Below are 24547 nucleotides of genomic sequence, written 5' to 3'. Positions count from 1 at the left end.
GGCATGTCGGAGCACTCAGCGAACCCCTCATCGACGGTCGCCGCAACCGGCCGTCCCCTGGCGGTCAAGGCAGTTATCCCGGCCGCCGGACTGGCCACCCGCTTCCTGCCGGCCACCAAGGCGGTGCCGAAGGAACTGTTGCCGGTGGTCGACCGGCCGGTGCTGCAGTACATCGTCGAGGAGGCCACCCAGGCCGGCATCGGCGACGTGTTGCTGATCACCGGTCGGGGTAAGACGTCGATGGTGGACCACTTCGATCGACGCCCCGACCTGGAGACCAGGCTGGAGGAGAAGGGCGACGCCGAGCGGCTGGCCGCCGTGCGCCGGCCCAGTGAGCTGGCCGAGATCTACACCGTCCGGCAGCCGGAGCAGCTCGGGCTGGGCCACGCCGTCGGGTACGCCGAGTCGCACGTCGGTGACCAGCCCTTCGCGGTGCTGCTCGGCGACGAGTTCGTCAAGCCGTCCGAGCCGCTGCTGCCGGCGATGCTGGAGCTGCAGGCCCGCACCGGCGGCGTGGTGCTCGCCTTCTTCGAGGTCGACCCGGCCGACACCAAGCGGTACGGCATCGCCTCCGTCGAGCCGGCCGAGGCGGAGCTGACCGACATCGGCGAGGTCGTCAAGGTCACCGGCATGGTGGAGAAGCCGCAGCCGGAGGACGCGCCGAGCAACCTGGCGGTGCTGGGTCGGTACGTGCTGCCCGGCAAGATCTTCGACGCGATCCGCCGCACCAAGCCGGGCAGCGGCGGCGAGATCCAGCTGACCGACGCCATGGAGCTGCTGCGCACCGAGGGCACACCGGTGCACGCGATCGTCTACCGGGGCACCCGCTACGACACCGGCATGCCGCTGGGGTACCTCCAGACCGTCGTGCAGATCGCCGCCGAGCGCGAGGACCTCGGCGCCGAGTTCCGCTCCTGGCTGGCCGAGTTCGTCAAGGCCGACGCGGCAGGCGGATCTGGTACATGACAGCGACGGCCGACGCCGAGGCGGCCGCGAACGAGTTGACGCCGCTCGCCGACTACCTGGGCAGCGTGCTGCGCAGGTTACGAGCGCTGCCGCCACTCGACCTCGACCTCACCCAGGCGCACGGCAACGTCCTCGCCGAGGACGTCGTCGCGCCGCACGCCTTCCCGGCCTTCGACCAGGCGGCCGTGGACGGGTACGCGGCCCGGTGGGAGGACATTTCCGGAGGGGGCCGGGGCCCGAGCTACGTCCCGGCCCCCTCCGGCACGCCCGGCGGCCGGACCATCCGGCTCAACGTGGTCGGCGACCTTGGCGCGGCGAGCTGGCGGCCGGTGCGGCTCACCCCGGGCTCGTGCTTCTCGGTGGCCGCCGGGGCGCCGCTGCCGGTCGCCGCGGACGTGGTGGTCCCGGTGGAGTGGACCGACCAGGGCATGGCCGCCGTCGAGATCTTCCGCACCCCCAAACGGGGGTACGGGGTACGCCGCGCCGGTGAGGAACTGCCCGCCGGCACCCTGCTCGCCCGCGCCGGCACGTACGTCTCTCCGGCCCTCGTCGCCGTCTTCGCCGCGACAGGCATCGGTCACGTGGTGGTCCGGCCCAGCCCCCGGGTGGTCATCGTGGCCACCGGCGACGAGTTGGTCGACGTGGGCCGGGGCAGCCAGCCCGGTCAGGTGGTGGACGCGAACTCGCACGCGTTGACCGCCGCCGCCGCCGAGGTCGGCGCACTGGCGTACCGGGTGGGCATCTGCGACGACGACCCGGAGGGGCTGCGCGGGCTGCTGGAGGACCAGACCCTGCGCGCCGACCTGATCATCACCACCGGGGGGACCGGCACCGGCCCCGGGGACATGGTCCGGCGGATCCTGTCCCGCCGCGAGGGTGGCCGCGCCGGCCCGGTGACCTTCACCGACGTGGCGCTCTATCCCGGCACCGCCCTCGGGTTCGGCACCGTCGGCGCCGAGGAGGTGCCGGTGGTCTGCCTGCCCGGCGACCCGGGCGCCGCGCTGATCGGTTTCGAGGTGCTGGCCCGCCCCGCGATCCAACTGCTCGCCGGCGCCGAGCCGGTGTTCCGGCCCAGCGTCCGGGCGCACCTGCTGGAGACCGTGTCGTCCCCCGGCGGGCTGCGGGAGTTCCGCCCCGCGCACGTCGCGGAGCGTCGCGGTGGCGGCTATACGGTGCAGCCGCTGCGCGGCGGCCCGTTCACCCTCTCCGGACTGGCCGAGGCGAACGGGCTGCTGGTGCTCGGCGAGCGGGTCACCACCGCCGCGGCCGGCTCCACCGTGGACGTCCTGCTGCTCGACAGGCGCCGGTGACGTTTCCGCGCGCCCAGCGGTCCATCGCGGGTCCACTTGCGCGCTTTACGGTCCCGCGCGGGAGACTGTGGGAGTGAGTCTTTTTGGACCGGCCCGAGCACCCGGTTGGCCGGCGGTGCTGGTCGACGGTCCAGTGCTGCTGCGGCCCTACCGGCGCTCCGACGCGGCGGCGTGGTCGGAGGTACGCCGGGCCAACCGGGCCTGGCTGGCACCGTGGGAGTCGTCGCTGCCGGGCAGTTGGGACGAGTTGAACTCGCCTGCCGCGTTCCGCTGGGTGCACCGTGACCAGCGCCGTTCCGCCCGGGAGGGTGAGGGGATGCCGTTCGCGGTCTGCCTGCGCGAGGCCGACCGGGACCGGCTGGTCGGGCATCTCAACGTCGGCAGCATCGTGCGCCGCGCCTTCTGCTCCGGCTACGTCGGCTACTGGGTGGACGCCCGGGTCGCCGGGCAGGGAGTGATCCCGACGGCGCTCGCACTCGCCGTTGACCACGCGTTCGGCCCGGGTGGGCTGCACCGGGTGGAGGTCAACATTCGGCCGGAGAACCGGCCGTCGCGGCGGGTGGTGGAGAAGCTGGGCTTCCGCGAGGAGTCGTACCACGTGCGCTACATGCACATCGACGGCGCCTGGCGGGACCACATCGGATACGCGATGACGAGCGAAGAGGTCGCCGCCGAGGGCGGTCTGCTGGCCCGCTGGCACCGGCTACGCGCCACCGCGCGGTGAGCCGTCCCACGGACGGGATCGGCGCGGCGCGGCGGCATCGCGGTCGGTGCGCCGTAACCTCAAGTAACTGCAAGCTGCGGCAAGCGCTCAACGCCCGGACGATCTACGCACCCAGGCACGATCGGTGGAAGATCCTGCGGTCGGGGAGTGGTTGCTCCGAATTCGGTGACGGGAGGGGTGAGGGTGCCGACCTCGGTGCTCCTCGCCGTCCTCGCCGCCGCCGGCCTGCTCGCCCTGGCCCCGGCGCTGGTCCGCCGGTACGACGCCACCGAGCGGCTGGTGGCGGAGCGGGCGCAGTCGACGGCGCGGGTGCTCCAACGCCGTCGACGGCGCCGCACTGTGCCAGGACGGCAGCCCGTGCACCCGCCACGCTCCCTCGTCGTCACTCTGAGTGAAGATGCGACTACGGGTAGGTTGGCTGCGCCGGTCTCCGCGCCCCCTGCGGCACGCCGCTCCGGCCGCCTGCGGGCCGTACCGCCGGCACCCAAGCGTTCCCGCCGCCGTCCGCCGCACCGGCAGCACACCCCCGCCGTGTACCGCCGACGCCGGGTGCTCGCCGCGCTGCTGCTGCTCAACGTCGTCGAGCTGATCGGCGTGCTCTTCGTCAGCCCCGGCTTCTGGATCGGCTTCTCGGTCACCTTCCTGCTGCTGGCCCTGTACGTCGTACACCTGCGCGGGCGTGCCCTCGCCGGCCGCCGTCGCCGCCGCGCCCGCGCCCGGGAGGCGGCGTGGCTGGCCGCCCGCCAGGCCGAGGTCCGCCGCGAACAGGCCCGCCGCGCGGCGGCCCGCCGGGAGGCGCAGCGCCGCCTGGCAGCCCAGCGCGAGGGGGTACGCCGAGCAGCCATGGGCCTCGACCGGCCCGGCGACCTGCCGGCGGCCGTCAACGGCGGCTCGGTCTCGTACCGTCGCTCGGGCGGACTGCGTGGCCGCCCCTACGAGGCCGGCCGCGGCGCCTGACGTCGCCCGACCCGGCTGCGGCGCCTGACGTCGCGCTGCCCGGTGTCGCGCTGCCCGGCGTGTGGCGGCGCTTGATCGACTCCGGTTCGCCGAGGTGGCGGTATCGCCGGGAGATGATGCCGCCACATCGGCGATGTCGAGTCGATCAAGGATGTGCGGGCGCTTGATCGACTCGGTTTCCTGGAAGTCGGGGTGTCGGGGCGTCCGGGATGCCCCGGTTTCCGGGAAGTCGAGTCGATCTCCGTACTGCTGTCAGCGCCGCACCGGGGGCGGATTCGCGGTGGAGGCCGGCGACCTGTTAGCCTTGCTGCCGGCCCGCCCGGTGTAAGCCGGGTGGGACCGAAGCCGGTTCGCCGGTGGGGGGCTGTGGCGCAGACTGGTAGCGCACCTCGTTCGCATCGAGGGGGTCAGGGGTTCAAATCCCCTCAGCTCCACCAGCACGACGGTTTACCTGGGGAAACCCGCCGACCAAGATCGGCGGGCACAGATCCGGCACAAATCAGCGAGATTCCGGGGCCTTCGGGCCCCGTTTTCGTTTGGCGCTCGCGTCTCGGAGCGCGCCGCTGATGATGTTGCGGCGACGATCCTTCTTGGGCCACCAGTGGACGTAGGTTTCCAGCGTGATCCGCAGGCTGGAGTGCCGTAGCGCGTTCTGCACGTCGGTGGGATCGGCACCCGAGGTGATCAAGCGGGTGGCGAAGTAGTGCCGCAGGGAGTGGAAGGTGCCCTCATCGGGCCAGCCGGCCGCATTGCGCCAGGTCCGCCACATCTGCGACCACCGTTGGTCATGAATCGGCCGCCCCTGGCCGTCGGTGAACAGCAGCGGCACCATCCGACGCTTGGGCTCCCTACCCGGGTCCGGGGTGCCGGCAGTGATGTCGGGCAGCTCGACCAGAGCGGGCGGGTACACGCGGACGTGCTGGGCGAAGACGGCAGCTACGTGGTCGTCCAGGTCGACATCGCCGACTGAGCCTGCCTTCGGCGGGGCGAGGTAGAAGCCGCCGTAGGCGACCTTGTGAAACCGCAGTTGCTGAACGACGTGCAGTTCCTGACGCCCCGGGTCAATGCACCGGGTGCTGTCCTCCAGGCCGAGCACTTCCCCGAGTCGCATTCCCTCACCGCCGCCGGCCCAGATGGCGGCCTGATACTCGTCGGGCACCACGTCCACCAGGGCGAGCACGTCGTCATCGGTCGGTACCCACTTCGGTGCGCGGGAGAAGCCCCGCAGGATCGCGAGCAGCCGGATCGACTTGCAAGGGTTGTCGGGGATCACCTTGTCGGCGACAGCGGAGTTCATGATGTTGTTCAGCAGGTCGAAGTACGTCTTCACCGATGATTGGGCGACGTTGTTCCGCAGCAGCGTGGCGACCCACTCCAGGACGTCCGTGACGGTGATCGCGCGGATGGCCCGGTCCCCGAAGTGCGGGTAGAGGTGGTGGCGTAACCGGGATTCGGTGTGCCGCTGGTAGTCGAGGGCCTGACTGATCTGGCGGGACAGTCGCCATCGTTCGCCGTAGTCCTGGAAGGTCAGCCGGCGCTCTCCCTGGTCGATCCTGGTCTCCTCGGCGATTCCGGCTCGTGCTTTGGCGTCCCAGTCTTCTGCGTCGGCCTTGCGGTCGAAGAGTCGTTCCCGAGTTTCGCCGTTGCGGTCCACGTACCGGCAGCGCCACCGTTTACCGCGCCCGTAGCGCTTGGACTTCAAGCGCTCCTTGTTGGGGCCACGCTTGGTCAGATACCAGAGATCATCGATTGCCATTTCAGGCCGCCTGATCTTCCAGCCAGGCCCGGACATCGGCGGGGTCGTAGCGCAGGTGCCGGCCGACCTTGAAGGCACGCGGGCCGGTCCGGCGGTGCCGCCATTGGTAGAGGGTGCCGACGGGAATGCGCAGGAATGCGGCTGTTTCGCTGATGGACCAGAGGTCCGGCAGCGGGAGTGGGGTAGGTGCGGTCATCGTGGCTCCTTCCGGGTGATGTGATGTAGGTGCGGCTTTCGCCGCTGTAGCCGGCGGGTCGGGTGCTGGTGCGGCAGGTGACCCGGTCGCGGCCGTAGTGGGCGGTGAGTTGAGCCGCGATGGTCGCGGCGTGGGCGGTGACGGTGGCGGTCGGGCCGATGAGTCGGACCGCGACCAGCGGGCGAGGGCATGTGGGCATGGCGCTCCTTCCGGGTCAGGCGGGCAGGGCGGTAGTTGCTTGCGCTGTGGAGTTGTCAAGGAACGGCTTCACTGGTGTTGACACGTACGTGTCAAGCGGCCAGGGGTTGGACCGCGCGAGCGGCGGCGAGTTCGTCGGCCAGGGCGTCGATGCCGGCGAGGTGTTGTGCGCGGGCCATGGCGGCGGCGGTGTTGGCGAGCAGGGCGTCGCCGGTGGTGATCCAGCCGGTGGCTTGGTAGCCGAGTTCGTAGATGACGCGTTCGGTTTGCTCGTCGTCCCAGGTGTGCGGGTGCCCCTCGGTGCGTCGCCAGATGGTGCGCTGCAAGCGGAGGAAGCCGAGGGTGACGGAGAAGGCGCGGCTCTTGGTGGCGATGTGTCCGCCGTAGCCGAACTGGTGCGCCCAGCGGCGAAGCCGGGCGTAGTCGGGGTGCTCTCCGATGTCCCAGCACGCCCGGATCAGCCGGCCGAGGTGCGTGGCCGAGTCGCCGTGGATTTCGACGGAGAGGTCATCGACGCGGCGCAGGCTCAGGCCGGTTACCTCGGTGCTCTTGGTGACGTACTTGGCGATGTACCCGGTGATCTGGGCGAGGTTGACTTCGTGGCCGGGTGCGTTGACGTGCTTGAGGTCTAGGCCCTTGTCGCCCCAGGCGATGTGCCAGCCCTGCCCGCCGTTGGCGGGGTGCGACGCGGAGGTGTAGGCCGTTTTGAGGAAGGCGGCTTCCACGGCGTCGGCGAACATCTGCCGGGTGATGGCCGCCGGCGGCGGGACGATCGCCTCAGGGCAGTCGGGGTTGTAGCCGTCGAGGCGGATGAGGGCGTGGTAGTGGATGACGCCGCGCACCTGGAACTCGTAGACCTTGATGTAGCGGCGGCGCAGGTCGGCACCATGGGTCCGGCCGAGGCGGCGTAGTTCCCGGTCGGCTTGTTGGATGGTGCGGCGCCACAACTCGGGTGCTTCGTGGTTCCACACGACCTGGCCGACGTGGTCGTAGCAGTTCAAGCACAACGGCTGCCCGAGCTTGGTATCTGCGGCCTTGTGGCGCTGCCCGCAGCGCAGCTCCTGGCCGTGAGGGCAGGTCCGCCCGAACGGGTGGCAGACGGAGGATCGGCAGGTGCAGCCGTCCTTCTTGCGGCAGTCGGCAGCGTGGACCTTCACGACCCGGTGGTGCACCGGCCCGAACGATGGGGCGGTGGCGGTGAGGAAGATGGCGATGTGCTCGTTGAGCGGGGGTAGTCCCCATCGGTCGCCTTGCAGGCCGGCTTTGATGAGGTGGTAGGTGTCGCGGCGATACAGCTCGGCGCAGGACGGGCAGACGGCGGCGCGGCGGTTGCCGCAGGGGGTGTAGATCGCGCCGTCGGGCATGTCCTCGGTGTCGACGGTGGCCATGCGGTTGCCGTCGGCGTCGTTGACGTGGATCTGCCCGGCCAGGCGGATCGGGTGCTTGCATGCCGAGGCGGCGCGGACGTGACCGAGCCATTCGGGGTAGTCGGGGTCTTGAGCGCGGGCGCGCCCGGAGGCGACGGTGCGGGGGTCGTGCCCGCGTACCCACCCATCGGCGGTGGGGTTGCGGGAGCCGGTGGTGGGTGTAGCCCAGGGCCAATAGCCGGCGGACTCAGCGGAGGCTCCCGTGCCCGAAACCGTGGTGGTTTCGGGCGCGAGAGGCAGCGTCGAGGACGTCACGCGGTGGCTCCAACGGCGGTGCCGTTGTGGGTCTTGTCGTTGATAATGCTCGGTTGGTTGGTCAGGGCCGTCAGGATGTCGGCGGCGGTGTGGGTGGGGACGCGCAGTCGGACGGCGAGTTGGCCGGGGGTGATGGGTTCACCGTGGGCTTTCTCGTGGGCCGTGGCGACGATGCGGGCGTTGGACAGCATTGCCGGGGCGGGCGTGACCGGCGTCGTCGTGTTCGTGGGTGCGGTCGTGTCCGGAACCGGAGTCGGCGCGGGTGCGGTCGGCTCAGGCGTGGTGCTGGTCGTCTTCGGTGCGGTGGTCGTCTTCTGTGCCGGGGTGGTGCGTTTGCGGGGTGCCGCTGTCTTCTTCGCCGGGGTGCGCTTCGATGCGGGTGCGGTGGCCGTGGTGGTTGTCGCGGCGGCCGGGCGGACCTTCACCGGGGCGGGGATGTCGGGTGACGACGCCGGGGTGGAGGTGGCCGGCACGGTTGCCGGGGCAGGGTTCGACGGCCGGGTGTTGGTGTGTTTGGTGGCGAGGAGAGCGGCGGTGGCCATGAGCATCAGGCCATCGACGGCGACGGGACCGAACCAGATGACGAGGGTTCCTTCGTCGTAGTGACGCAGGAGCCCGGACAGGTGTTGGTAGGAAACGAACGCGGCGACCAGGGCGACGGGCGGCATGCCGACCCAGCGCAGGACGTCCCAGCCCCAGCCGGTCGGCCAGGGGGTGCGGGCAAGGATTTCGATGGCGATGAACAGGAACAGCGGCCAGACGATCGCGGAGACAACCGCGCCCGGTTCCGGGTTCCAGTTCTGCGGTGCGCCCTTGGGGGCGATGAATGAGTGGGCGATGTTCGCGGCGACGGAGACGAGTCCGCCGAGGACGAGGCCGAGGTAGGCCCAGCGGGAGGGCCGGAGGTTGGTTGTGGTCATGACCGCCGTCCTCGGTTGGAGGGCCGAGGCGGGGTGTGGGGGTTGCGACGGGCGTCGCGGTTGGGGTTGGGGTTGGGGTTGCGGCGAGAGGTGTCGTCGTCGCGGGTCGGGTCGGCGTAGAGGGAGAACGCCAGGATCATGACGTTGGCGTAGCCCTGGCGGGTGATGTAGTCCCGGTGGAGGGCGAGGTCGTCGCAGGTGGCGATGGGCGTGGCGGTGTTGACTTGGACGTTGCCCATGTCGATGCCGTTCGGGATGCTGTAAGCGAAGGAGACGTAGTAGCGGTACATGGTGGTGTCCTTTCGGCTAGTTGCAGTCGAGGCAGGTGCCGGTTCGGCGGGGGATGTAGTAGGGCTGGACCTGGCCGCAGTCGGGGCAGGTGCGCCGGGCGGTAAGCGCCTTGTTGATGGCCGCCTGTTGGGCGGGGGTGGCGGTGCGCTTGGGCATCGCGAGGTCGAGGCGGTAGAGGTAGGCGACGCGCGTTCCGCGACGCCACATGATTTGGGCGGCGGGGTCTTGGCCGCCGGGGCGCAGGTTGCGGGTGCGCAGTTGCCGGCGGGTGAGTAGCCCGTCGGGGGCGAATTTGAAGGGGTAGGTGGGCAGGCCGTAGCGCTCGCCGGTCGGGTCGTAAAAGACCATCGGGTCCTCCGAGTCGTCGGCGTCGTCCTGGTCGTGGTCGTCGTCGGCAGGGGTGCTGCCGGTGGTGAAGGTGGGGTGTTCGTAGGTGTCGCGGTCGATGTCCTCGGGCAGGAACGCGGCCGAGCACAGGGCGCAGACGATCGGGCCTTCGTCGAAGGCGGCTTTGGAGATGCGCAGCTTGCGGGGGCATTCGCATTCGCACGAGACGCCGTTGTTGTTGTTCGTGCGGGTCTTGCCCTCGCCCGTGGGTTCGGGGTGGCGGTAGAAGCGCAGCGCCTCAGTCAGGCCGGTGATGGTGGCCTTGTAGCGGGCGCGGGTGAGGTCGGTGAGGGTGCAGGGGGAGTAGCCGAGCTTGTCGTCCTTGGTGGTGGACAGGCCGAGTTCGGCGGCGAGGGTGGCGAATTTCTTGTTGTGCCAGCGGCCCTGCCGGGAGGTGTCTTGGATGCCTCGCACGTCGGCGAGGGCGTGGGTTGCTTCGTGCAGGAGCGTGGTGAACACGGCTTCCGGGTCGCGGGACAGTCCCTCGCCGGAGATGAGGATTTCGGGGAGCTGGGTGTCGCCGGCTTGCCAGCGCAGGGCGGCGAAGTGGCCCCACTTCATGCCCTGGTTGGGTCTGGTGGGTGAGCCTGAGCCGACCACGAGGACGGCGGCCGGGACTTCGGTGTGCTGGTCGCGGATCGCGGCCCAGGCGGCTTCCAGGGCGGCGACGAGGCCGGCGGTGGAGATGTCGTTTTGACACGTACGTGTCACGTCGGGGGTGTGGGCGGCGGTGCTCATGCGGCCCTCCGGATGGCGTGTCGGCGGTAGGCGATGGCGGCGGCGCACAGCGCCTCGATGACGTCGGCCGGTTTGCGGCCGGGCAGGGTTTCCCAGTCGAAGACCGGGGCGTGCAGGCCGGCGTGGCCGATGGCGATGAGGTAGGTGTTGAACCACTCGACGGCGGCGCTGTAGGCGTGCTGGTCGGTGTCGGTGATGCCGGTCAGGTACCAGCGGGGGCGGCCGAAGGCGGCGGCCCGGATCGCGCCGAGGATCGACGCCGGGTAGGTGCCGGTGCGATGACAGGCGCACTTCGCGGGGCAGGCGTCGTGGGCGTCGTAGAGGCCAGTGGGGGTCCAGCCGTAGCGGCCCAGGTAGAGGGCGGCGCGGTCGAGGACGGCGTGAACGTTGCCGGTCGGCAGAGCGGAGACGGTGCTCATCGGGTGGCCCGCCAGACGAGGTAGCCGATACGGGTCGGCAGCCGTTCCTGGCTGTACTCGTGTTCGGCGTAGGTTTCGAGGTCGTCTTCGGTGGCGTGAGTCCAGTCGTAGTCGTCGGCGGCGTCCCGCAGGGTCGTGATGACCTGCTCGGCGGTGCGGGCCGGGTGGTCGTTCCAGGTGAAAGGCAGGATGTGATCGGCATCGGTGTCCGAGGCCGGCGTCTCGCGTAGGTCGAGGAAGTCGACCAGGACGGTGACGGCGTTGCGGTAAGCGACGACGTCCGGGGTTTGCTGGGCGTTGAGCAGGACCGGCGTGCAGTCACCGAAGACCGCCATGGCTATGGCGCTGCTGACGCAGGCGGGCGGGAACCACAGTTCGTCGGTGCGGTCGAAGTAGGTGCCCTGGGTCCAGCCTCGGATTTCGAGGTAGCGGGCGGCGCAGCGCAGGATGTCGGCCGGAGTCAGGTCGGCCAGCGCGCCGGAGGTGGTGGGCTGTTTTTGGGTAGGGTTCATGGCGGCCACGTCCTTTCGTGGGCGGTGGTTGGGTCGGCGGTCCGGGTTCGCTTTCCAGGGCTTGGTCCGGGCCGTCGGCCGCTTCTATCGGTGGTGCAGGTGGAGCCGGAGAATCACCCGCTGCCTGCCGTCGCTGACAAGAGCGGGTGCGGAGCGGAAGATCAGGGCGCCCGCGTGTCGGGCGATGGCGGTCAGGGCCGCGATGTCCTCGCCGCTCCCGACGAGCACGAGGTCGAGGACGCGGGTCGGGGTCGCGGTCGTGGTGCTCATGCCGCTGTCCGCAGATCGGCGGTGGCGGCGAGGCCGGAGCGACGGCGGGTCCAGGTGGCGTAGTCGGCGACGCGGATGATGTCAGCGTCGGTCATGTAGGCGGCCTTGACGCGGTTGGGGGTGCCGCCTTCGGCGATGAGGTAGCCCTCGCCCTGGTTGTTCGGGTCGATGCTGTTGGAGGAGAAGCCGCGGGCGTACCAGCCGTGTCCGAGCACGATGTCCGAAGACACGTCGTTGGTGCAGCGGCCGGCGAACCGCCACGCGAACAGGTCCCGCAGTGACGGCGGGATGATGTCCGAGGACGGGCGCTGCGTCGCGGCGGCGACGATGATGCCGACGGCGCGGCCCCGGGCGACGATGTCGCGCAGCAGCGCGGCGAACAGGTCCTGATCCTTCTTGTCTCCGGCGGTGGCGGAGAAGTAGGCGATCTCGTCGCAGGCCACGAGGATCTGACCGAACAGGTCGTTCGGGCCGATCTTCCGGCGACGCCGGGCCAGCAGGAACGAGTACCGGTTGTCCATCACCGTCTGGACCCGGCGCAGGGTGCGGATGGCGTGGTCCATGTCCGGGCCGACGAACACGTCGGCGGCGTCCTTCCACAGCCCCAGTTCGACCTGCTTGCCGTCGAGCAGGCAGAGCCGCACGTCCGGGCACAGAGCGGCGTGACCGACGATGGTGTTCAACAGGCTGGACTTGCCCGCGCCGGGCTCGCCGCCGATGAGGATGTTGCGGTAGATCATCGGCAGGTAGGCCGGGTGGCCGAACTCGTCGATGCCGAGGAAGATCGGGTCGAAGATGGACAGGCCCGCGCCGACCGGCACCGTCTGCGGCGCTTCCGAGTGCGGGGGCAGTTCGATGGTGTCCGTGAGGTCCATAGCGGGGCTCCCGGGGTCGGTTGACACATACGTGTCAGAGCGGGTGGGGGATTGGGTGGGGCGCGGACGCTTGACCCGTCAGGGGTGCGTGGTCCGCGCCGTCCCGGTGGTTAGGCGTAGTCGGAGGGGTCGAACCCGTTCGGGCTCGCGGTGTTGGTGGTGGGGTTGCGCGGCTTGCGCTGGCGGGGGGTGTCGGTCGGTGTGATGACCGGCTGGTCCGGCACGTCGGGCAGGTCCAGGCCGACGGGCGGCATGCCCGGTGAGGTGGGGGCGTTGGCCGGGATGTCCGTGGGGACGTAGTCCGGCAGCGGCGACACGATGGTGTGCGCCAGGGGTTCGCGGCGGGTGATGTCGATGCGGATCAGCGCCGCGTACTTGCGGCCGGCGCGCATGACGCGGACCTCGTTGGCCCAGCACGCCACGGCGAGCTTCTGCACCTGGCCGTCCTGCTCCAAATCCCGCAGGGACAGACCGGGGCGCAGCCACACCCAGACCCGCTCGCCGGCCGGGGTCGGCCGGGCGGGCAGGATCAGCGGCAGTGAACCGTGCCGGTTGGTGGCGATGAACGCCGCGAAGCACAACCGCAGCCGGTGCCGCACGATCAGGCACCACACCCAGGCCATCACCCGACGGCGCACAGGTGCGATCACGGCGGGGACGCCGACGACCAGGGCGACGATGAGCAGCGAACCCCACAGCGGGGTCGACTGCATCACCGTGGTCCAGCCGTAGACGCCGGCCAGGCCCAGCAGGATCTCCGGCAGCCAGTGCCAGAAGACCCGCAGCACCGGCCACGCCACGATCAGCGCGAACACCACCGCGCCGAGCACCGCGCCGAGGACGATGCCGAGCAGTCCACCCAGGATCGGGTGCATGTACTCAGAGGCCACCGTGGCGGCCAGGAGGCCGACCACACCGAGGGTGACCCAGAACGCGATAGTGGCCCGACGACGGTACGAGCGGGCAACCGGCGCTTCGATGACAGTGACTTGCCCCCCACGGTTCGACCAGCCGAACGGGGACCTCTGGCTAGACTTGGACACGACAAGTCCTCCCTAGGTAGGGACCTTGTTGGACAGGACGCGGGGTCGCAGACGACGCCAATCAACGGCGACCCCGTGTCCACCTCTTCGCTTCTGTGGAGCCGAACAGGAACACCCGCCGCTAGACGCCGGCGGTCTCCATCGCGGTCAGCGCCGACGCCCGGAACGCGACACCCGAGCGGACCTTGCCGTCCCGGTCGTTGACCCAGGGCAGCGCCTCCAGGTCCATCGGCACCACCGGCTGACGAACGGCCACCGCCGGCATCACCGGGCTGACCACCGTCACGTTGATGACCTCCGCGCTTCCCTCTGACAGGGCGTAGAGCTGCACCGCCCACATCGGCTGCTTCGTCTCCCGGTCGAACTTCTGCTGACCCGTCTGGTCCAGCTTCGGAACCGGGTTCACCGCGACCTCGTACGACACCCGCGAGGTGTCCAGCAGCAGACGTCCCATGACTGACTCCTTCCGACTGGGGCTCGCTCACCTTGAGCGATTGCCCGTGTTCGATGGGATCAGCCTAGCCCGTACAAAAATACGTGTCTAGTACTTCAGTACGTGTCATCGGTCGGAATCTTGGTACGAAGAAGGGCGCCCCGCTGTGGGACGCCCTTCGGTGCAGCTCGGAACGTGTGGCGATAGCTAGGCCACTCCTACGCGGCGAGCCAAGGCCGCCAGTCGGTCAGACGGGGCGGGCTCCATCCGTACAAGGTCGGAAACCATCGTCTCGACCACCGGGTGTCCCTTGACCTGCTCCGGGGTCAGCGCCTCGGCCTTCTCAAGCGCATCGACCGCCTCAGAGATCCTGCGACGCTGAGTCCAAGCGCGTGCCACGTACATGAGGAGCCGAGCCTGCCGCTCAGACGATAGGCCGGACGAGTCGATCCGCTCCGCCGTCCGGAGCGCAGAACCGGCGTCGCCGAGTTCGACTGCCACCGCGACCTCGTGTAGCTGGACATTCGTGGGGCCAAACTCGGTCTCGTAATCGTTGCGGTCGACCCCCAGGAGCTGAGCTGCGTCTCGCGCTACTCCGAGATACTCGTGAGCCCTCTGGTCATCTCCCATCCGCGCAGAGGCCACAGCCAGTTGCAGATTCAGCGCGCCGAACAGCGACACAGCCGCCGGCTTGTCCGCCGATACCTCGGACTCAAGCGCTGCCGCAGACGACGAGGCAGCGCTTATGACCTGCTCGAATTGCCGCCCACCCTGGAACACCAGCGCAAGGCGGAACGTTCCAGCGGCGACCAACAGCGGGTCTCCGACCTGCTCCGCAACAAGCAACGCCCGATCGATTGCGACCCAGGCCGCCTCATGCTGACCAAGCTTCGACAGTGCGGCCGAGAGGGCGTGATACACCGACGCTAGCTCGGTGAGGTACGTCTTTCGTGCCTCGCCTTTGGCGGATCGTGTTGCTCTCTCCAGATCCGGCAGTAGGCCCCGCAGCAGCTCGGCCAGGTCCTCGTAACGGGCGGCGTGTGCGTATGTCCAGCACAGATCGGCTCGCTCGGCTGTCTGCGGCAGGGGAAGCTCTCGGTCCTTGCCTAGGATCGCGGCCATGAGGTAGCTGGTACTTAGCACCGAGCGTAGGGCGGCAGCCGCGGAGGGAACCTCAGCGCTCTCCGTATCCACAGTGCCCGGGGCCAGTTCGGACATCGGGATACCGAGCGCACCCGCAATCCGCTCCAAGATGGAGACTCGGTCAATCGAACGTACCCCACGCTCAACCTGGGAAAGCCAAGCCTCAGACCGCCCGATCATCTCGGCAAACTCACGTTGAGAAAGTCCACGCTTTTGCCGCCGCGTAGCTATAAGCCGGCCTTGCTCGTTGCTGTCAGGCATTCAGTGAACCGAGGCCCTTGCTAGGTCCGACCGTTAGGAACTCAACCCGCGCGTCCTGCGTGTACGGTTCGCGCTCCTTATGAAAGCGGATTACGTGAGGTTGCACTTCGTGCGCCTCGAATGCTTCTCGGTCCGCGTAGCACTCGTAGAAGACTCGGGCAAGAGGTTCCCCCTCGACAGAGTGCGTCGCATAAATCAGCGTCCCTGGTTCGCGAGCACGGATCTCAATCCCTGTCTCTGCGACAAGCGCGTCAAACGCTTTCGCGCTCTCTTCGTCTTTCAGATCGAAGCGCACTACCAATGCGAACATGTAGCCACCCTTCCTGCTCAACCGAGAGTTACGGCTTGCGTACGCAACTCTAGCCGTACTCTGGTGCGGCCACCCGTATTCTATTACGGATCAGGCTCCACGGGCTAGTCGGTGACCAGTTGGCCTCGCTGCGTGGTGGTTCGGGCGGCACCTACTGACAGGCTTTAGCGATGGCTCACGGCGCACGAACCTGCCGGCTTCGGGGCATCCGGTAGCTGCGGTAGGCCGCATGGCTCAACTCCTGCGGCGCTCGATGGTCCTGACGGCTGAGGCTGGAGCCGCTGCGGTGCCGCGACGGGACCGGGCCGAACTAGCCGCAGCCTAGAGACCATCACTCGGGCCTAGCTGGCTCCCACTGCAAATCTGCGCCCGGTCAGTCCTGAATTCCGTACTGCGACTCCGCGAAGTATTCCGGATCGAAATCGTCACTCAGATCGCTCAGATGGATTTCATGTCTAGACGCTGGCAACTTTCCCTCGGCCAGCTCTTCAGGGCCATGGAGGGTCAGCTTGCATACGTTGCAAGCGAAGGTTTGCGGAGAGAGTTGCAACGCCCACCCGCCGACGATGAAGGAATCGTACTGGCCGTTGCCTAGCGGCTCCACGTCATAGTCGACTTCGTACTCCCCATCGACATGGCCAAACAGCTTGCCTCCCGAGCCGCACTCAGGGCAAACCGCATCGACCCCCCACAACCCATCACCGAAATCTTCTCCTACCAGCGCATCCGCTGCTAATCCTTCAAGGCGACTCGTGGTCTCCTTGAACATCTCTTCACCAAGCCGCTCTTCAAGTTCTGTTAGACGGCGACGTGCCCTAGCGAGCTTAGCTGCGACTCGATGCCCTATCTCCGTGCGCTTTTCGTCGAGGAGAGTGAGCACGTTAGCGCGATGGTCACCGTAGAATGCGCTGGCGTCCTCTCCCAAATACCCAAGCAGGGCGTCACAGACAGTCAGACAATCGGTCAGGACGTTCCTGGATTCCGCTGGCAAGCCAACATGCATCGCGCCATTCCGGACCTCCACCATGCGAGTTCGCCGCTTGCCCTCGACCGGGAGGCCGCCCCCAAGTAGCTGGTCTAGACGGCGAAGGACGATCGACAGACCAATCGTTCGGAGCTTCGGAGACGCGAGATCGGGCTGGGTTGCGAGGCTGAGAAGGGAGGCTTCGTGCTCGGGGGCTAGGGGCACGACAAGAACAGGGTTCTTCTGCCATAGGGCAGCCTTCCCTAGGTGCTCGACCGCGAGTGGTGCGAGAACGGCTACCTTTCCATAGTCGTCCGCCGTCCAGGCGTTCATCGCCTCCCTTATCCACCCGGCAGCCGACCTCACGAGTTGTGACTCTGCACCTCCGCCAGGGGGAGTGGGGTGGGTGGTGACCGGGGAGTGTATGGCTGCGGCTTGGTCTCGGGGCATGCGTAGATTCTCCCACCGTTTCCCTCAGCCGTTAAGGGCCGTCTGCGTATGCAAAGCAAAGGCAGCGCATCTAGCGGCATCATGCGAGGAGCATCCTCGGCACTAGCCCGGCGGCAAAGATCCGTAGGTGATCGTTGCCAGTGTGATGAATTTCTGTACGAGATCAAGGCGGCCCGCTTCGCAGGCCGCTCGCGCCGCCGACCAGGGGCCGACCCAAACCGGGTCGCCGCTCGGGGCCCCGCGCCCTTAGCGCAAGCGCACGGGCGCACCCCGAACGGTTGCAGCCCCGCCGGCGGCGCGACATACGAAGGAGCCCCGGGCCGCCATGATGAGTGGCAGATCCGGGGCTTCGATGTTGAAGGCGAGGACCAGGGCGTGCCTCCGGCGGGGCGCTCAGGCGCTCTGGGATGGTTGGCGCCATCCCGACAACCTCCGTCCGGGCAGAGCCGAGCAGGTGGGGCCTGCCCGGTCAAGGTCGTTCAGACAGTGGGGTGCTCCACCTTGACCGAGCAGGCCCCACCCACTCCACCAAGGTGCGGACGAAGGCCGACGGGATGGCAGGGAAGGCGAGGCGGCTATGTTGATGCTGAGTCTTCTGCCGGCTGCTGTTTAATCACGTCGCGTGACTTGAGTTGTTCGGCAATCGAACGACGCTGCCAGGCGCATGCCTTGATCCAGTCATTCATGTGAGCCTCCCACGAGCACCTTTTCAAGGTGCCGTCCTCAAGTCGTGACCAGCGCCTCCCGCTTGTATCACGGAACCGCACTGACGGCTGAGGTGGGCGATAGTTCCCGACCAGGCCAAATCCTTCCAAGAGTCGCCGAATCTGAATCTCTCCAAGGGGCTTTACGTATACGCGTTCGCTCTCCGGAGGAATCACGTCGTAGGCGACACTGTTGATTACCCCGTGGCAGTGAATGACCACTTCGTAGACTGGTAGCTCGCTGCCGTTCTTCACCACAAGCCGGAGGGCTTCGACAGGCTCCTCTGCTGGCTCGACCCAAGCTGCGACCGCTAGAGCTTGCGAACGGCGCGCTTCCTTCCTGCCGTGGCGATACGTAAGAGCGGCGATCAGGAGTGACGCAGCAGTGAGGATGGACCCGACCAAGGTGAGCGCTGGACCGGTCCAGATGCTCGTCAGTGTTTGTTGCTGTGTTGTTGATGCCAGCTGAGCCAGCCCCGATGTCGCCGACGCTTCAACCACGGCGTGCCATCCTCCAACCTCTAGGCAAGCATTGTTTCGAGCGAGTGATCACGCCCGGTTGCTCACCCGCCCCGTTGGCCGATCTCTGGGGCAAGCAGCCATCGTGTTCGAAGGCCGGGGTCGGTGGGGGAGTGGGTCGACCTGGGAAGCCGCCCCGACAGCGGCCTGAACCTTTAGCCATAGAGCGAATGTTCCGTCGCTCGGGCTGCCGCAACCTTTGGTCCGGCGGTCGTTACTCTTTTTGCAGCCACCAGTACGAGATCCGGACGCCGCCACGCGAAATTACTTCGCACTGCCCGCCTAATTTGGCCTAGCTCCCAGTCGGCCTTTGCTTCGAGACCGTTGGGAGCTGAATCTTCCGGCTGATCCGGTCTCCACGAGATTTTGAATGATGCGTCATCGAGGCCCAAATCGCCGATAAATACTGCTTCGGAGAAGATTAAGTGGGCGAGGCTGTGAGCACTCGAAAGTCCAACGTGCAGAGCGGTTCCGGTAAAATCAGCTGATTCGAAGAATGTTGTGCGCCCGAACCGTGTGCTGCAAAAGAGTAACGGGCTGCGATATACCTGAAAGGATGCCTCGGAGAAGGATGCCCGCTCACGGAAAACTGCCCCATAGAAGCTGGCTCCGCCCAGGAACCTGGCGCCATGAAAGTCGCATTCGTCCAGGAAGATTGCGTTGATAAACGACGCATGCTCTTCGAAGACAGCATCGCGAAATGAGACTCTGCCGTAAAATATTGCTTGGTCGAAGTCTGCCGTCCCGGTGAATGTGCAGCCTTCGAACGTCGCTTCATTAAGGCGGACGCCGGTCAGGTTGGCACCAGGTATGGGTGTGCCGGATAGGTTAAGTGTTGAGCCATCCCATCCGCTCGAACGGTACCGCCCACGTGCACTCTCCAGCACTCGGTGGAGTGCGGCGGTGTGGTCTAGGCCAGACATCAGGTCCTGCTGGACCGCTTGGCGAAGGTACTGGCAAATCACGTCAACACATCGTTGTCGACCCGATCTCCACACTGTTGCCAGCTCGATAAGTATGGACAAGCTGGAGCTTCGGACAATATCTGTCGGATCGTTCAGCTTTTGAGTCGATTCACTGAATCGCTCATGATAGGTCTCATCCTGTCCGCGCACCGCATTGACTTCTTCGGCCCGCTGTTTCCGGTAGGCGACGTAAATGCCTGTCCCGGCCCCGATTCCGGCGACAACCGTAAGGGACGTCTTGATGACTTCGAGTTGTGCGGTTGGAGTGAGAGTTTGAGTTCGGTTGCTCGTCTGCAGGACTCGGAGAATCACATTGTATGTAACCCAGGATCCGAGACCGCCTAAAGCGATAACTCCTAAATATGTTGGCAAGAAGTGCCGGGGCTTGTAGTCGAGGAGGCGTCGTTGTGCGGCCGCACGATATTGCCCGCGTCGCCTTGCGCTTAACGTGGCGATAGTGTTGCTTGTGAACTTGATTAGCTTTACTGCGAGGATGTAAGACATTGCCGACAAGGCGATCACGTTAAACTTGCTTGCGGCTCCCTGGTTCCAGATTTCTTGGACCCAGGAAATGAACGACGACAACAAGCTTCGCCTCCTAGCGCCGTAATGTCTGCCGCCCAGCGCCAGCCATGGGTGAGGGTAACGGTCCGCCGCAAGCGCCGGGCTTGGCCGTCTCGCTGTCAGTGGGGAGGGCCCGGCTCAAGTAGGTACAGCAGCGAAGTACAGCAACCGACGACACCGAGCGGAACCATGGTGACCACAACCCGACCGCCGGCCAGCGGTCAGCGCCGAACCGAACCACGTTGCCAATCTCTGGGGGTCAAAGGTCGCGCCGGGATCGAAGATCATCGGGCACAGATCCGGCACAACCGGGACCGAAAAGCCGTGTCAAACGTCGAGAGGTGTTGGCGACGGTTGCGCAGGCCAGCCCGACGATCCGTCCGATAGCAGATGATCTATCGAAGACGGAGGTGTAAGGGGTTCAAATCCCCTCAGCTCCACCAAGAAACAGCAGGTCAGGGCGGGTTCTCGGATGACGGGGAACTCGCCCTTGATCATTTGTCCGTCGTTTGTCCGCCGGGCAGAGCCCCATACCGCGGCACTGGGCGGCACAACTCGGCTATTAGGTGACAATTGCCGGATGGATCGGGTGCTCAACGTGTTGGTGGCGCTGCCACCCGTCCTGGTGCTCGTCCTGGCGTTCCTCCTCCCGGCGCTGGAGGCGTCGACCTTCCTCGGCCTGGTGGTGCCGGGGGAGGTGGCCGTGCTGGTCGGCGGAGTCGTCGCCCACTCCGGGAGGCTGCCGCTGTGGGCGGTGGTGGTTGTGGCACTGGCCGGGGCGGTGCTCGGTGACCAGGTGGGTTTTCTGGTTGGCCGTCGTTACGGCCGCCGGTTGCTGAACCGGGCGCCACGCCGGTTCGTTCGATCTGGTGAAGTGCGCCGTGCGTTCGACCTGATCCGTCGGCGGGGCGCCGCCGCGGTGGTGTTCGGCCGCTGGGCGGCCGCGCTGCGGGCGCTGGTGCCGGGTCTGGCGGGCATGAGCGGCATACCGCGGCGTACGTTCACGGTCGCCAACGTTGCCGGCGGGGCGCTGTGGGCAGCGGCGGTGGCGGTGCTCGGTTACCTGGCTGGCGCCTCGTACGGGCTGCTGGAGCGGCGGCTCGGCCTGGGCGGGGAGGTGCTGCTCGCGGTGGTGGCGCTGGTGATCGTGGCACGGATCTGGGGTGGCCGGCGGGCTGCGCGCCGCGAGCGGGCGGCGCGGGAACCGGCGAAGCCCAGTGACGGTCGCTGACGATCGAGGCTGTCGGCGGACAGGCTGTCCGTGACCGTGCCGCTGGCCATGGACACCAGGTTCGCCCGTCCCGCGGGCACCCGATCGTCGGTGCTCCACCTACGCTCTCGTCCGTGAACCTGCGCAAGCTCGTGATCGCGGCGGCCTGGACGATCCCGGTGGTGGCCATCGTGTGCGCCGGAGCCGGGTTCCTCCTGGTCCAGAAGGACGCGGCCGACCGACGTACCTGCCAGGAGTCGGTGAACGCTTCGCAGGCGAAGGTGCGCACCGATGCGTGGGACCCACCGGCGGACCTGCCGGGCGTCGGCACGGATCCGGAGATCCACTGGCAGGTGCGGCCGTTGAGCAACCCCTGTTCGTTTGGACCGGGGCCGACTGACTGGGCGTACCAGGGCGTGGTCAACCTGCGCCCGGAGGATGCGCGGGTGCTGGCGGACCAGTACGACTTCGTGCCCTACGCCACTCTGGACCCGGATGAGCTGCCTCTGTCCAACAGCCCGGCGGATGTATGGCCGGCGCTCGCGTCGTATCTGCCCGACAAGCCACGGTGGCAGTACAGCTCGTCGTACAGCGTGGGAAGTCACGTCGCGGAGCTGAGCGCCGTGTTCCTCGATGTGGAGCACCACACGCTCTTCTTCCACCTCTTGAACAGCTAGCAGAAGCGTTCGGTGGTCACGGCGATCAGGCCGTGCCGCCGCAGCAGGTGCGTCAGGTCGGTCAGGGTCGAGCGCACCGCCCCTGCCGCGCCGGTTCCCATCAGGACTGTCACGTCAAGAGCCCAGGCGAGGGTGTGGCCGACCCGTCGCAGGTCCCACGAGAACTGGTGGCCGCCTCTCTCGTGGTGGCCGCTGGCGGCGGACCCGGCAGTGCCGCCGTCCGTCGTCCGCCAGGCGGCCCTCAGGGTCGCCACCTGATCCGCGCGGAGGTCCTTGGCGAAGAGGACGCGGTACACGCGTCGCTCCTGGAAGCCCTCTGGTGGCTGCGTCGGGCCGAGCCGCAGGGGCGGGGCGGCCGCGAAGGCCTGATGGTCACGAAAGTGCGTGCGCAGGACCGCCTCGGCGGGCAGGTGCCCACCTCCGAGGCGACGGTAGGCGGCTGCGGCGTCGACGCGTGCGATGGGAACAACCCGGGCGAGCACTGCCGGATCGGTGCGCAGGCCGCGACTCAGCGGGGCGGAACTCCACCAACCGGCGTTCGGCGTCCAACCCACGCTGTGCAGCCCTGTCGTGGTGAAGTCGTCGTGCCGGGTGAACTCCTCGACGAGGAGGCCCTCCGCCCCATGGTCGCCCGGCGCGGGCAGGACCAGGTGATAGTCCAGCGAAGGCCCCGAGGGCGGCCGATCGGTCCTCACCAGCCTCATCCTCCAACCACGCCGCACCTCGGGCAAGATTCGTCGCCGGCGCCGCCCTGCGGGTCGGGGAGAACAACAACCAGTACCTGACGACCGGGTGACTCCGGTCCGCTAGACGGGCTGCTGAGCGCGCGACAAACGGGGGCGTGGGGCCGGTCCGATCAATCGGGCCGGCCCCACTGCACGTCACGGCTTCCAGGAGCCGGCGGTCGCAAACTTGTGCTGGTACTCCAGCACTCCCGCGGTGTCGTGCACGTCGAACACGACGCTGCCGGTGCGCCTGGTGCCGGCGGTCAGGTCGTTGGCGGCCGGCATCGGTTTGCCGCAGCCGGAGAAGGCGCCGGCGATCGCGTTGGTCTCCGTGCCGTCGGCGGCGACCCACTGGAAGTAGAGCGGGTTCGCCGAGGCGGTGCCCTTGGTGACCGCCACCGTCACGTCGGCGATCACGTACATGCCCTCGTCGGGCTTGAGGCCGTACGAGGTGCAGGGTTTGGTGGCGGTGCTGAACTTCGTCACGGTGATCTCGACGGTGCCGCCGTTGTCGTCGATGACCAGGGTCTCCCCGGCGGACATGTTCCGGGTTTCGCCGTCGGTGGACGCCCGGGGCGACGGCGCGGTGGCCGGTGGCTGCCCGACGCCACGGGTCACTCCCGGGGTGGGCAGCGCGTCGGTCACCTCGTTCGCGGCGCGGTTCGCGCCGATGACCACCGCCACGATGCCGCCCGCGCAGCACAGCAGGGTGAGCACGGCCGCGGTCACCGCGATGGCCACCACTGTCTTCTTCGATTTGTTCGTCTGCACGGGCGACGGCGGCATGAGCGGGTAGCCCGGCACACCCGGCGGTGGGTAGGCCCCAGCGCCGGCCTGCGGGTAGGCGCCGCCGGCCTGCGGGTACGCGCCGCCGGAGAACGGTGGCTGCGGCGGGTTCGCCGCTGCCGACCACGGGTTGGGCGGCATCGGCGCCTGCGGGACCGTCGGGTCGGCGGCGGACTGCTGCGGCTGCGGTGTCGCCGCGAACGGTTGCGTCGGCGGCTCCAGGTTCGGCTGCTGAGGGTCCTGCGGCCCGGCGGGGGGCTGGGGGTGGGTCACCGTACTCCTTGACGCGTCGTACGTGCGGTTCGGGAACCCGCCGACGCTACCGTGCGTCGCCGATCCGCCGGTCGCCGCGCCGGCTCGTGTCCCACCGTCCGCGAGTCGTCGACGGACCGGCCAGCATGGACGGTGCCGGGGTCAGCGGAGAGTGAGGACGGCGGCGGTGCGGATCAGGCCGTCGGCGACCACGAACCGGCCGGTGATCGTGCTCGGGGGATCGGCGACCTCCGCCGCGTCCACCCGCGCCGGTGCGATCCGGGCGGTGAACGTGCCGGCCTCCGGGTCGATGTCCAAACGGGCGTCGTGAAAGTCCAGCCAGCTTCCGACGACGGGGTGCCAGACCTTGTAGACGGTCTCCTTGGCGCTGAACAGCACCACGGGCCAGAAGGTGTCGGAGGGTAGCCGCGCGAGGCTCTCCTCCTCCTCGGGCAGCAGCACGAGTCGGCGTACCCCCGCATTGATCTCGCGGTGCCGTTCGGCGTCCATGCCTACCGATCGCAGGTCGGTGGCGCGCGCCGCGGCGGCGGCGCAGTAGCCGGTGGTGTGGGTGATGGTGCCGACCACCCCGGCGGGCCAGATCGGCGCGCGGTCGGCGGCGGCCGGCACGGCCACCGCCGGCAGGCCGAGGTCGGCCATCGCCCGACGGGCGCACACCCGGCCGGCGGTGAAGTCCCGTCGACGGGTCTGCACCGCCCGTTCACCGAGGCACGCCTGTTCGGCGGTGAGGAGTTCCCCGGTCCAGTCGTCGGGAGCGGCGACCGCCACGGCGACCGTCGGAGGCAGGAGGTCACGCACCGCCGTCACCTACCGTCCGGTAGCGAAGGGTCATCTGTTCGACCGTCAGATTTCCGACTCCCACGACGGGAGAAGGTACCGCAAAGATGTAACACCGGAGGGACGCGTCGCGCCCTCCAAGATGGCTCCGGGGGGACCACCATCAATAGCTGGCCAGTCCCGCGAACATCTGGAGAGGACCTGCGATGAGCGATGGCACCGAACCGCCGGGGGGTCGGGCCGACGACCACGCACCGACGACCCCGGGCTGGAGCTGCGGCTCCTGCGGCGACGAGTGGCCGTGCGCGACGAAGCGCAGCCGGCTGATCGCGGAGTACGGGGATGATCGGGCCATGCTCAGCGTCTACCTGGGCTCGTGTCTCGCCGCCGCCGCCGAGGACCTGCGAGCGGCCCCGGTGATGTCGTTGCAGGATCGGTTCATCGGCTGGCTGCCACGCGGCGCGAGACGTCGCTGAGCCCGCCGGTGGGCCCCCCCCCCCGGGGGGGGGGGGCCCCCGGGGGCCGGGGGGGTGGGGGTCGGC

Annotated in this window: 27 protein-coding genes, 1 tRNA gene and 1 pseudogene; 8 read left to right on the top strand and 21 right to left on the bottom strand. The window is 68.2% G+C overall.

All coding sequences use genetic code 11. The features are described 5' to 3' along the window. Positions 1–3 precede the first annotated feature (3 nt). The 5 genes from AB0B39_RS03395 (at position 4) to AB0B39_RS03375 (ending at position 4394) form a co-directional block, all read left to right on the top strand. Entirely contained in the window at positions 4–966 is a 963-nt protein-coding gene (locus AB0B39_RS03395; protein ID WP_234584368.1) for a UTP--glucose-1-phosphate uridylyltransferase, read from the top strand. Beyond that, positions 963–2276 carry a gephyrin-like molybdotransferase Glp gene (gene glp / locus AB0B39_RS03390; protein WP_139582488.1) on the top strand — a complete coding sequence of 438 codons (1314 nt, stop codon included), beginning with the start codon at positions 963–965 and terminating at the stop codon, positions 2274–2276. The genes AB0B39_RS03395 and glp overlap by 4 nt, the downstream gene beginning before the upstream one ends. 73 nt (positions 2277–2349) lie before the next feature. After that, the gene (locus AB0B39_RS03385; RefSeq protein ID WP_357573377.1) at positions 2350–3000 is read left to right on the top strand and encodes a GNAT family protein; all 651 of its coding nucleotides are present in this window, start codon (positions 2350–2352) and stop codon (positions 2998–3000) included. Positions 3001–3177: 177 nt separating this feature from the next. Next, positions 3178–3957, top strand: a complete 780-nt coding sequence (locus AB0B39_RS03380) for a hypothetical protein (protein WP_357573376.1) — start codon at positions 3178–3180, stop codon at positions 3955–3957. 360 nt (positions 3958–4317) lie between these two features. Next, a tRNA-Ala gene (locus AB0B39_RS03375) sits at positions 4318–4394 on the top strand. A 62-nt stretch (positions 4395–4456) separates the two neighbouring features. Here AB0B39_RS03375 and AB0B39_RS03370 read toward each other — a convergent pair. From AB0B39_RS03370 to AB0B39_RS03285, 18 genes and pseudogenes are all read right to left on the bottom strand, one after another. Next, entirely contained in the window at positions 4457–5713 is a 1257-nt protein-coding gene (locus AB0B39_RS03370) for a tyrosine-type recombinase/integrase (protein WP_357573375.1), read from the bottom strand. Position 5714: 1 nt separating this feature from the next. Then, positions 5715–5909 carry a helix-turn-helix domain-containing protein gene (locus tag AB0B39_RS03365; protein ID WP_357573374.1) on the bottom strand — a complete coding sequence of 65 codons (195 nt, stop codon included), beginning with the start codon at positions 5907–5909 and terminating at the stop codon, positions 5715–5717. Positions 5910–6199: 290 nt separating this feature from the next. Next, entirely contained in the window at positions 6200–7789 is a 1590-nt protein-coding gene (locus AB0B39_RS03360) for a replication initiator (protein WP_357573373.1), read from the bottom strand. Continuing rightward, entirely contained in the window at positions 7786–8709 is a 924-nt protein-coding gene (locus AB0B39_RS03355) for a hypothetical protein (RefSeq protein WP_357573372.1), read from the bottom strand. Before AB0B39_RS03355 ends, AB0B39_RS03360 begins: the two co-directional genes overlap by 4 nt. Beyond that, positions 8706–8999 carry a hypothetical protein gene (locus AB0B39_RS03350; protein ID WP_357573371.1) on the bottom strand — a complete coding sequence of 98 codons (294 nt, stop codon included), beginning with the start codon at positions 8997–8999 and terminating at the stop codon, positions 8706–8708. The genes AB0B39_RS03355 and AB0B39_RS03350 overlap by 4 nt, the downstream gene beginning before the upstream one ends. Before the next feature lie 16 nt (positions 9000–9015). Then, positions 9016–9348, bottom strand: coding sequence for an RRQRL motif-containing zinc-binding protein (locus AB0B39_RS03345; RefSeq protein ID WP_357573770.1), 333 nt, complete (start codon positions 9346–9348; stop codon positions 9016–9018). A gap of 773 nt (positions 9349–10121) precedes the next feature. Further along, a complete protein-coding gene (locus AB0B39_RS03340) occupies positions 10122–10544 on the bottom strand; it encodes a hypothetical protein (RefSeq protein WP_357573370.1) in 423 nt (140 codons plus the stop codon). Beyond that, positions 10541–11056 (bottom strand): hypothetical protein, encoded by a 516-nt coding sequence (locus AB0B39_RS03335; protein ID WP_357573369.1) that lies wholly within the window; start codon positions 11054–11056, stop codon positions 10541–10543. Before AB0B39_RS03335 ends, AB0B39_RS03340 begins: the two co-directional genes overlap by 4 nt. An 84-nt stretch (positions 11057–11140) precedes the next feature. Next, complete coding sequence (locus AB0B39_RS03330) at positions 11141–11326, bottom strand: hypothetical protein (protein ID WP_357573368.1); 186 nt, start codon at positions 11324–11326, stop codon at positions 11141–11143. After that, a complete protein-coding gene (locus AB0B39_RS03325) occupies positions 11323–12201 on the bottom strand; it encodes an FtsK/SpoIIIE domain-containing protein (protein WP_357573367.1) in 879 nt (292 codons plus the stop codon). The genes AB0B39_RS03330 and AB0B39_RS03325 overlap by 4 nt, the downstream gene beginning before the upstream one ends. Positions 12202–12311: 110 nt before the next feature. After that, complete coding sequence (locus tag AB0B39_RS03320) at positions 12312–13244, bottom strand: hypothetical protein (RefSeq protein WP_357573366.1); 933 nt, start codon at positions 13242–13244, stop codon at positions 12312–12314. 121 nt (positions 13245–13365) lie between these two features. Then, entirely contained in the window at positions 13366–13698 is a 333-nt protein-coding gene (locus AB0B39_RS03315; protein ID WP_357573365.1) for a hypothetical protein, read from the bottom strand. Between the two features lie 186 nt (positions 13699–13884). Continuing rightward, entirely contained in the window at positions 13885–14895 is a 1011-nt protein-coding gene (locus AB0B39_RS03310; protein ID WP_357573794.1) for a hypothetical protein, read from the bottom strand. Continuing rightward, positions 14896–15081: pseudogene (locus tag AB0B39_RS03305) on the bottom strand (helix-turn-helix transcriptional regulator); the annotation flags it as partial. Beyond that, positions 15074–15391: an antibiotic biosynthesis monooxygenase gene (locus AB0B39_RS03300; RefSeq protein WP_357573364.1), complete on the bottom strand. Its 318-nt coding sequence runs from the start codon at positions 15389–15391 to the stop codon at positions 15074–15076. The gene AB0B39_RS03300 and the pseudogene AB0B39_RS03305, both read right to left, overlap by 8 nt. Positions 15392–15764: 373 nt before the next feature. Further along, positions 15765–16688, bottom strand: coding sequence for a hypothetical protein (locus tag AB0B39_RS03295; protein WP_357573363.1), 924 nt, complete (start codon positions 16686–16688; stop codon positions 15765–15767). A 692-nt stretch (positions 16689–17380) separates the two neighbouring features. After that, entirely contained in the window at positions 17381–18010 is a 630-nt protein-coding gene (locus AB0B39_RS03290) for a hypothetical protein (protein WP_357573362.1), read from the bottom strand. 173 nt (positions 18011–18183) lie between these two features. Continuing rightward, positions 18184–19581, bottom strand: coding sequence for a pentapeptide repeat-containing protein (locus tag AB0B39_RS03285; RefSeq protein WP_357573361.1), 1398 nt, complete (start codon positions 19579–19581; stop codon positions 18184–18186). A gap of 556 nt (positions 19582–20137) precedes the next feature. Here AB0B39_RS03285 and AB0B39_RS03280 point away from each other — a divergent pair. Together AB0B39_RS03280 and AB0B39_RS03275 are read left to right on the top strand one after the other, a co-directional pair. Next, on the top strand, positions 20138–20788 hold the full coding sequence (locus AB0B39_RS03280; RefSeq protein WP_357573360.1) for a VTT domain-containing protein: 651 nt from the start codon (positions 20138–20140) through the stop codon (positions 20786–20788). Between the two features lie 113 nt (positions 20789–20901). Then, entirely contained in the window at positions 20902–21444 is a 543-nt protein-coding gene (locus tag AB0B39_RS03275) for a hypothetical protein (protein WP_357573359.1), read from the top strand. Here the strand turns inward: AB0B39_RS03275 and AB0B39_RS03270 are convergent. From AB0B39_RS03270 to AB0B39_RS03260, 3 genes are all read right to left on the bottom strand, one after another. Then, entirely contained in the window at positions 21441–22139 is a 699-nt protein-coding gene (locus AB0B39_RS03270; RefSeq protein WP_357573358.1) for a hypothetical protein, read from the bottom strand. The genes AB0B39_RS03275 and AB0B39_RS03270 overlap by 4 nt on opposite strands. A 186-nt stretch (positions 22140–22325) precedes the next feature. Then, on the bottom strand, positions 22326–23228 hold the full coding sequence (locus tag AB0B39_RS03265) for a hypothetical protein (RefSeq protein ID WP_357490662.1): 903 nt from the start codon (positions 23226–23228) through the stop codon (positions 22326–22328). A gap of 141 nt (positions 23229–23369) precedes the next feature. Continuing rightward, complete coding sequence (locus AB0B39_RS03260) at positions 23370–24026, bottom strand: 4'-phosphopantetheinyl transferase superfamily protein (RefSeq protein WP_357573357.1); 657 nt, start codon at positions 24024–24026, stop codon at positions 23370–23372. 185 nt (positions 24027–24211) lie between these two features. On the opposite strand from AB0B39_RS03260, the gene AB0B39_RS03255 reads away from it, so the two are divergent. After that, positions 24212–24481 (top strand): hypothetical protein, encoded by a 270-nt coding sequence (locus tag AB0B39_RS03255; protein WP_234585444.1) that lies wholly within the window; start codon positions 24212–24214, stop codon positions 24479–24481. Positions 24482–24547: the final 66 nt, after the last annotated feature.

It is taken from the genome of Micromonospora sp. NPDC049114 (assembly GCF_040648635.1).
Classification (GTDB): Bacteria; Actinomycetota; Actinomycetes; order Mycobacteriales; family Micromonosporaceae; genus Micromonospora.
Note: the sequence above shows the minus strand (reverse complement) of the source record. Positions and strands in the feature narration are given on the sequence as shown.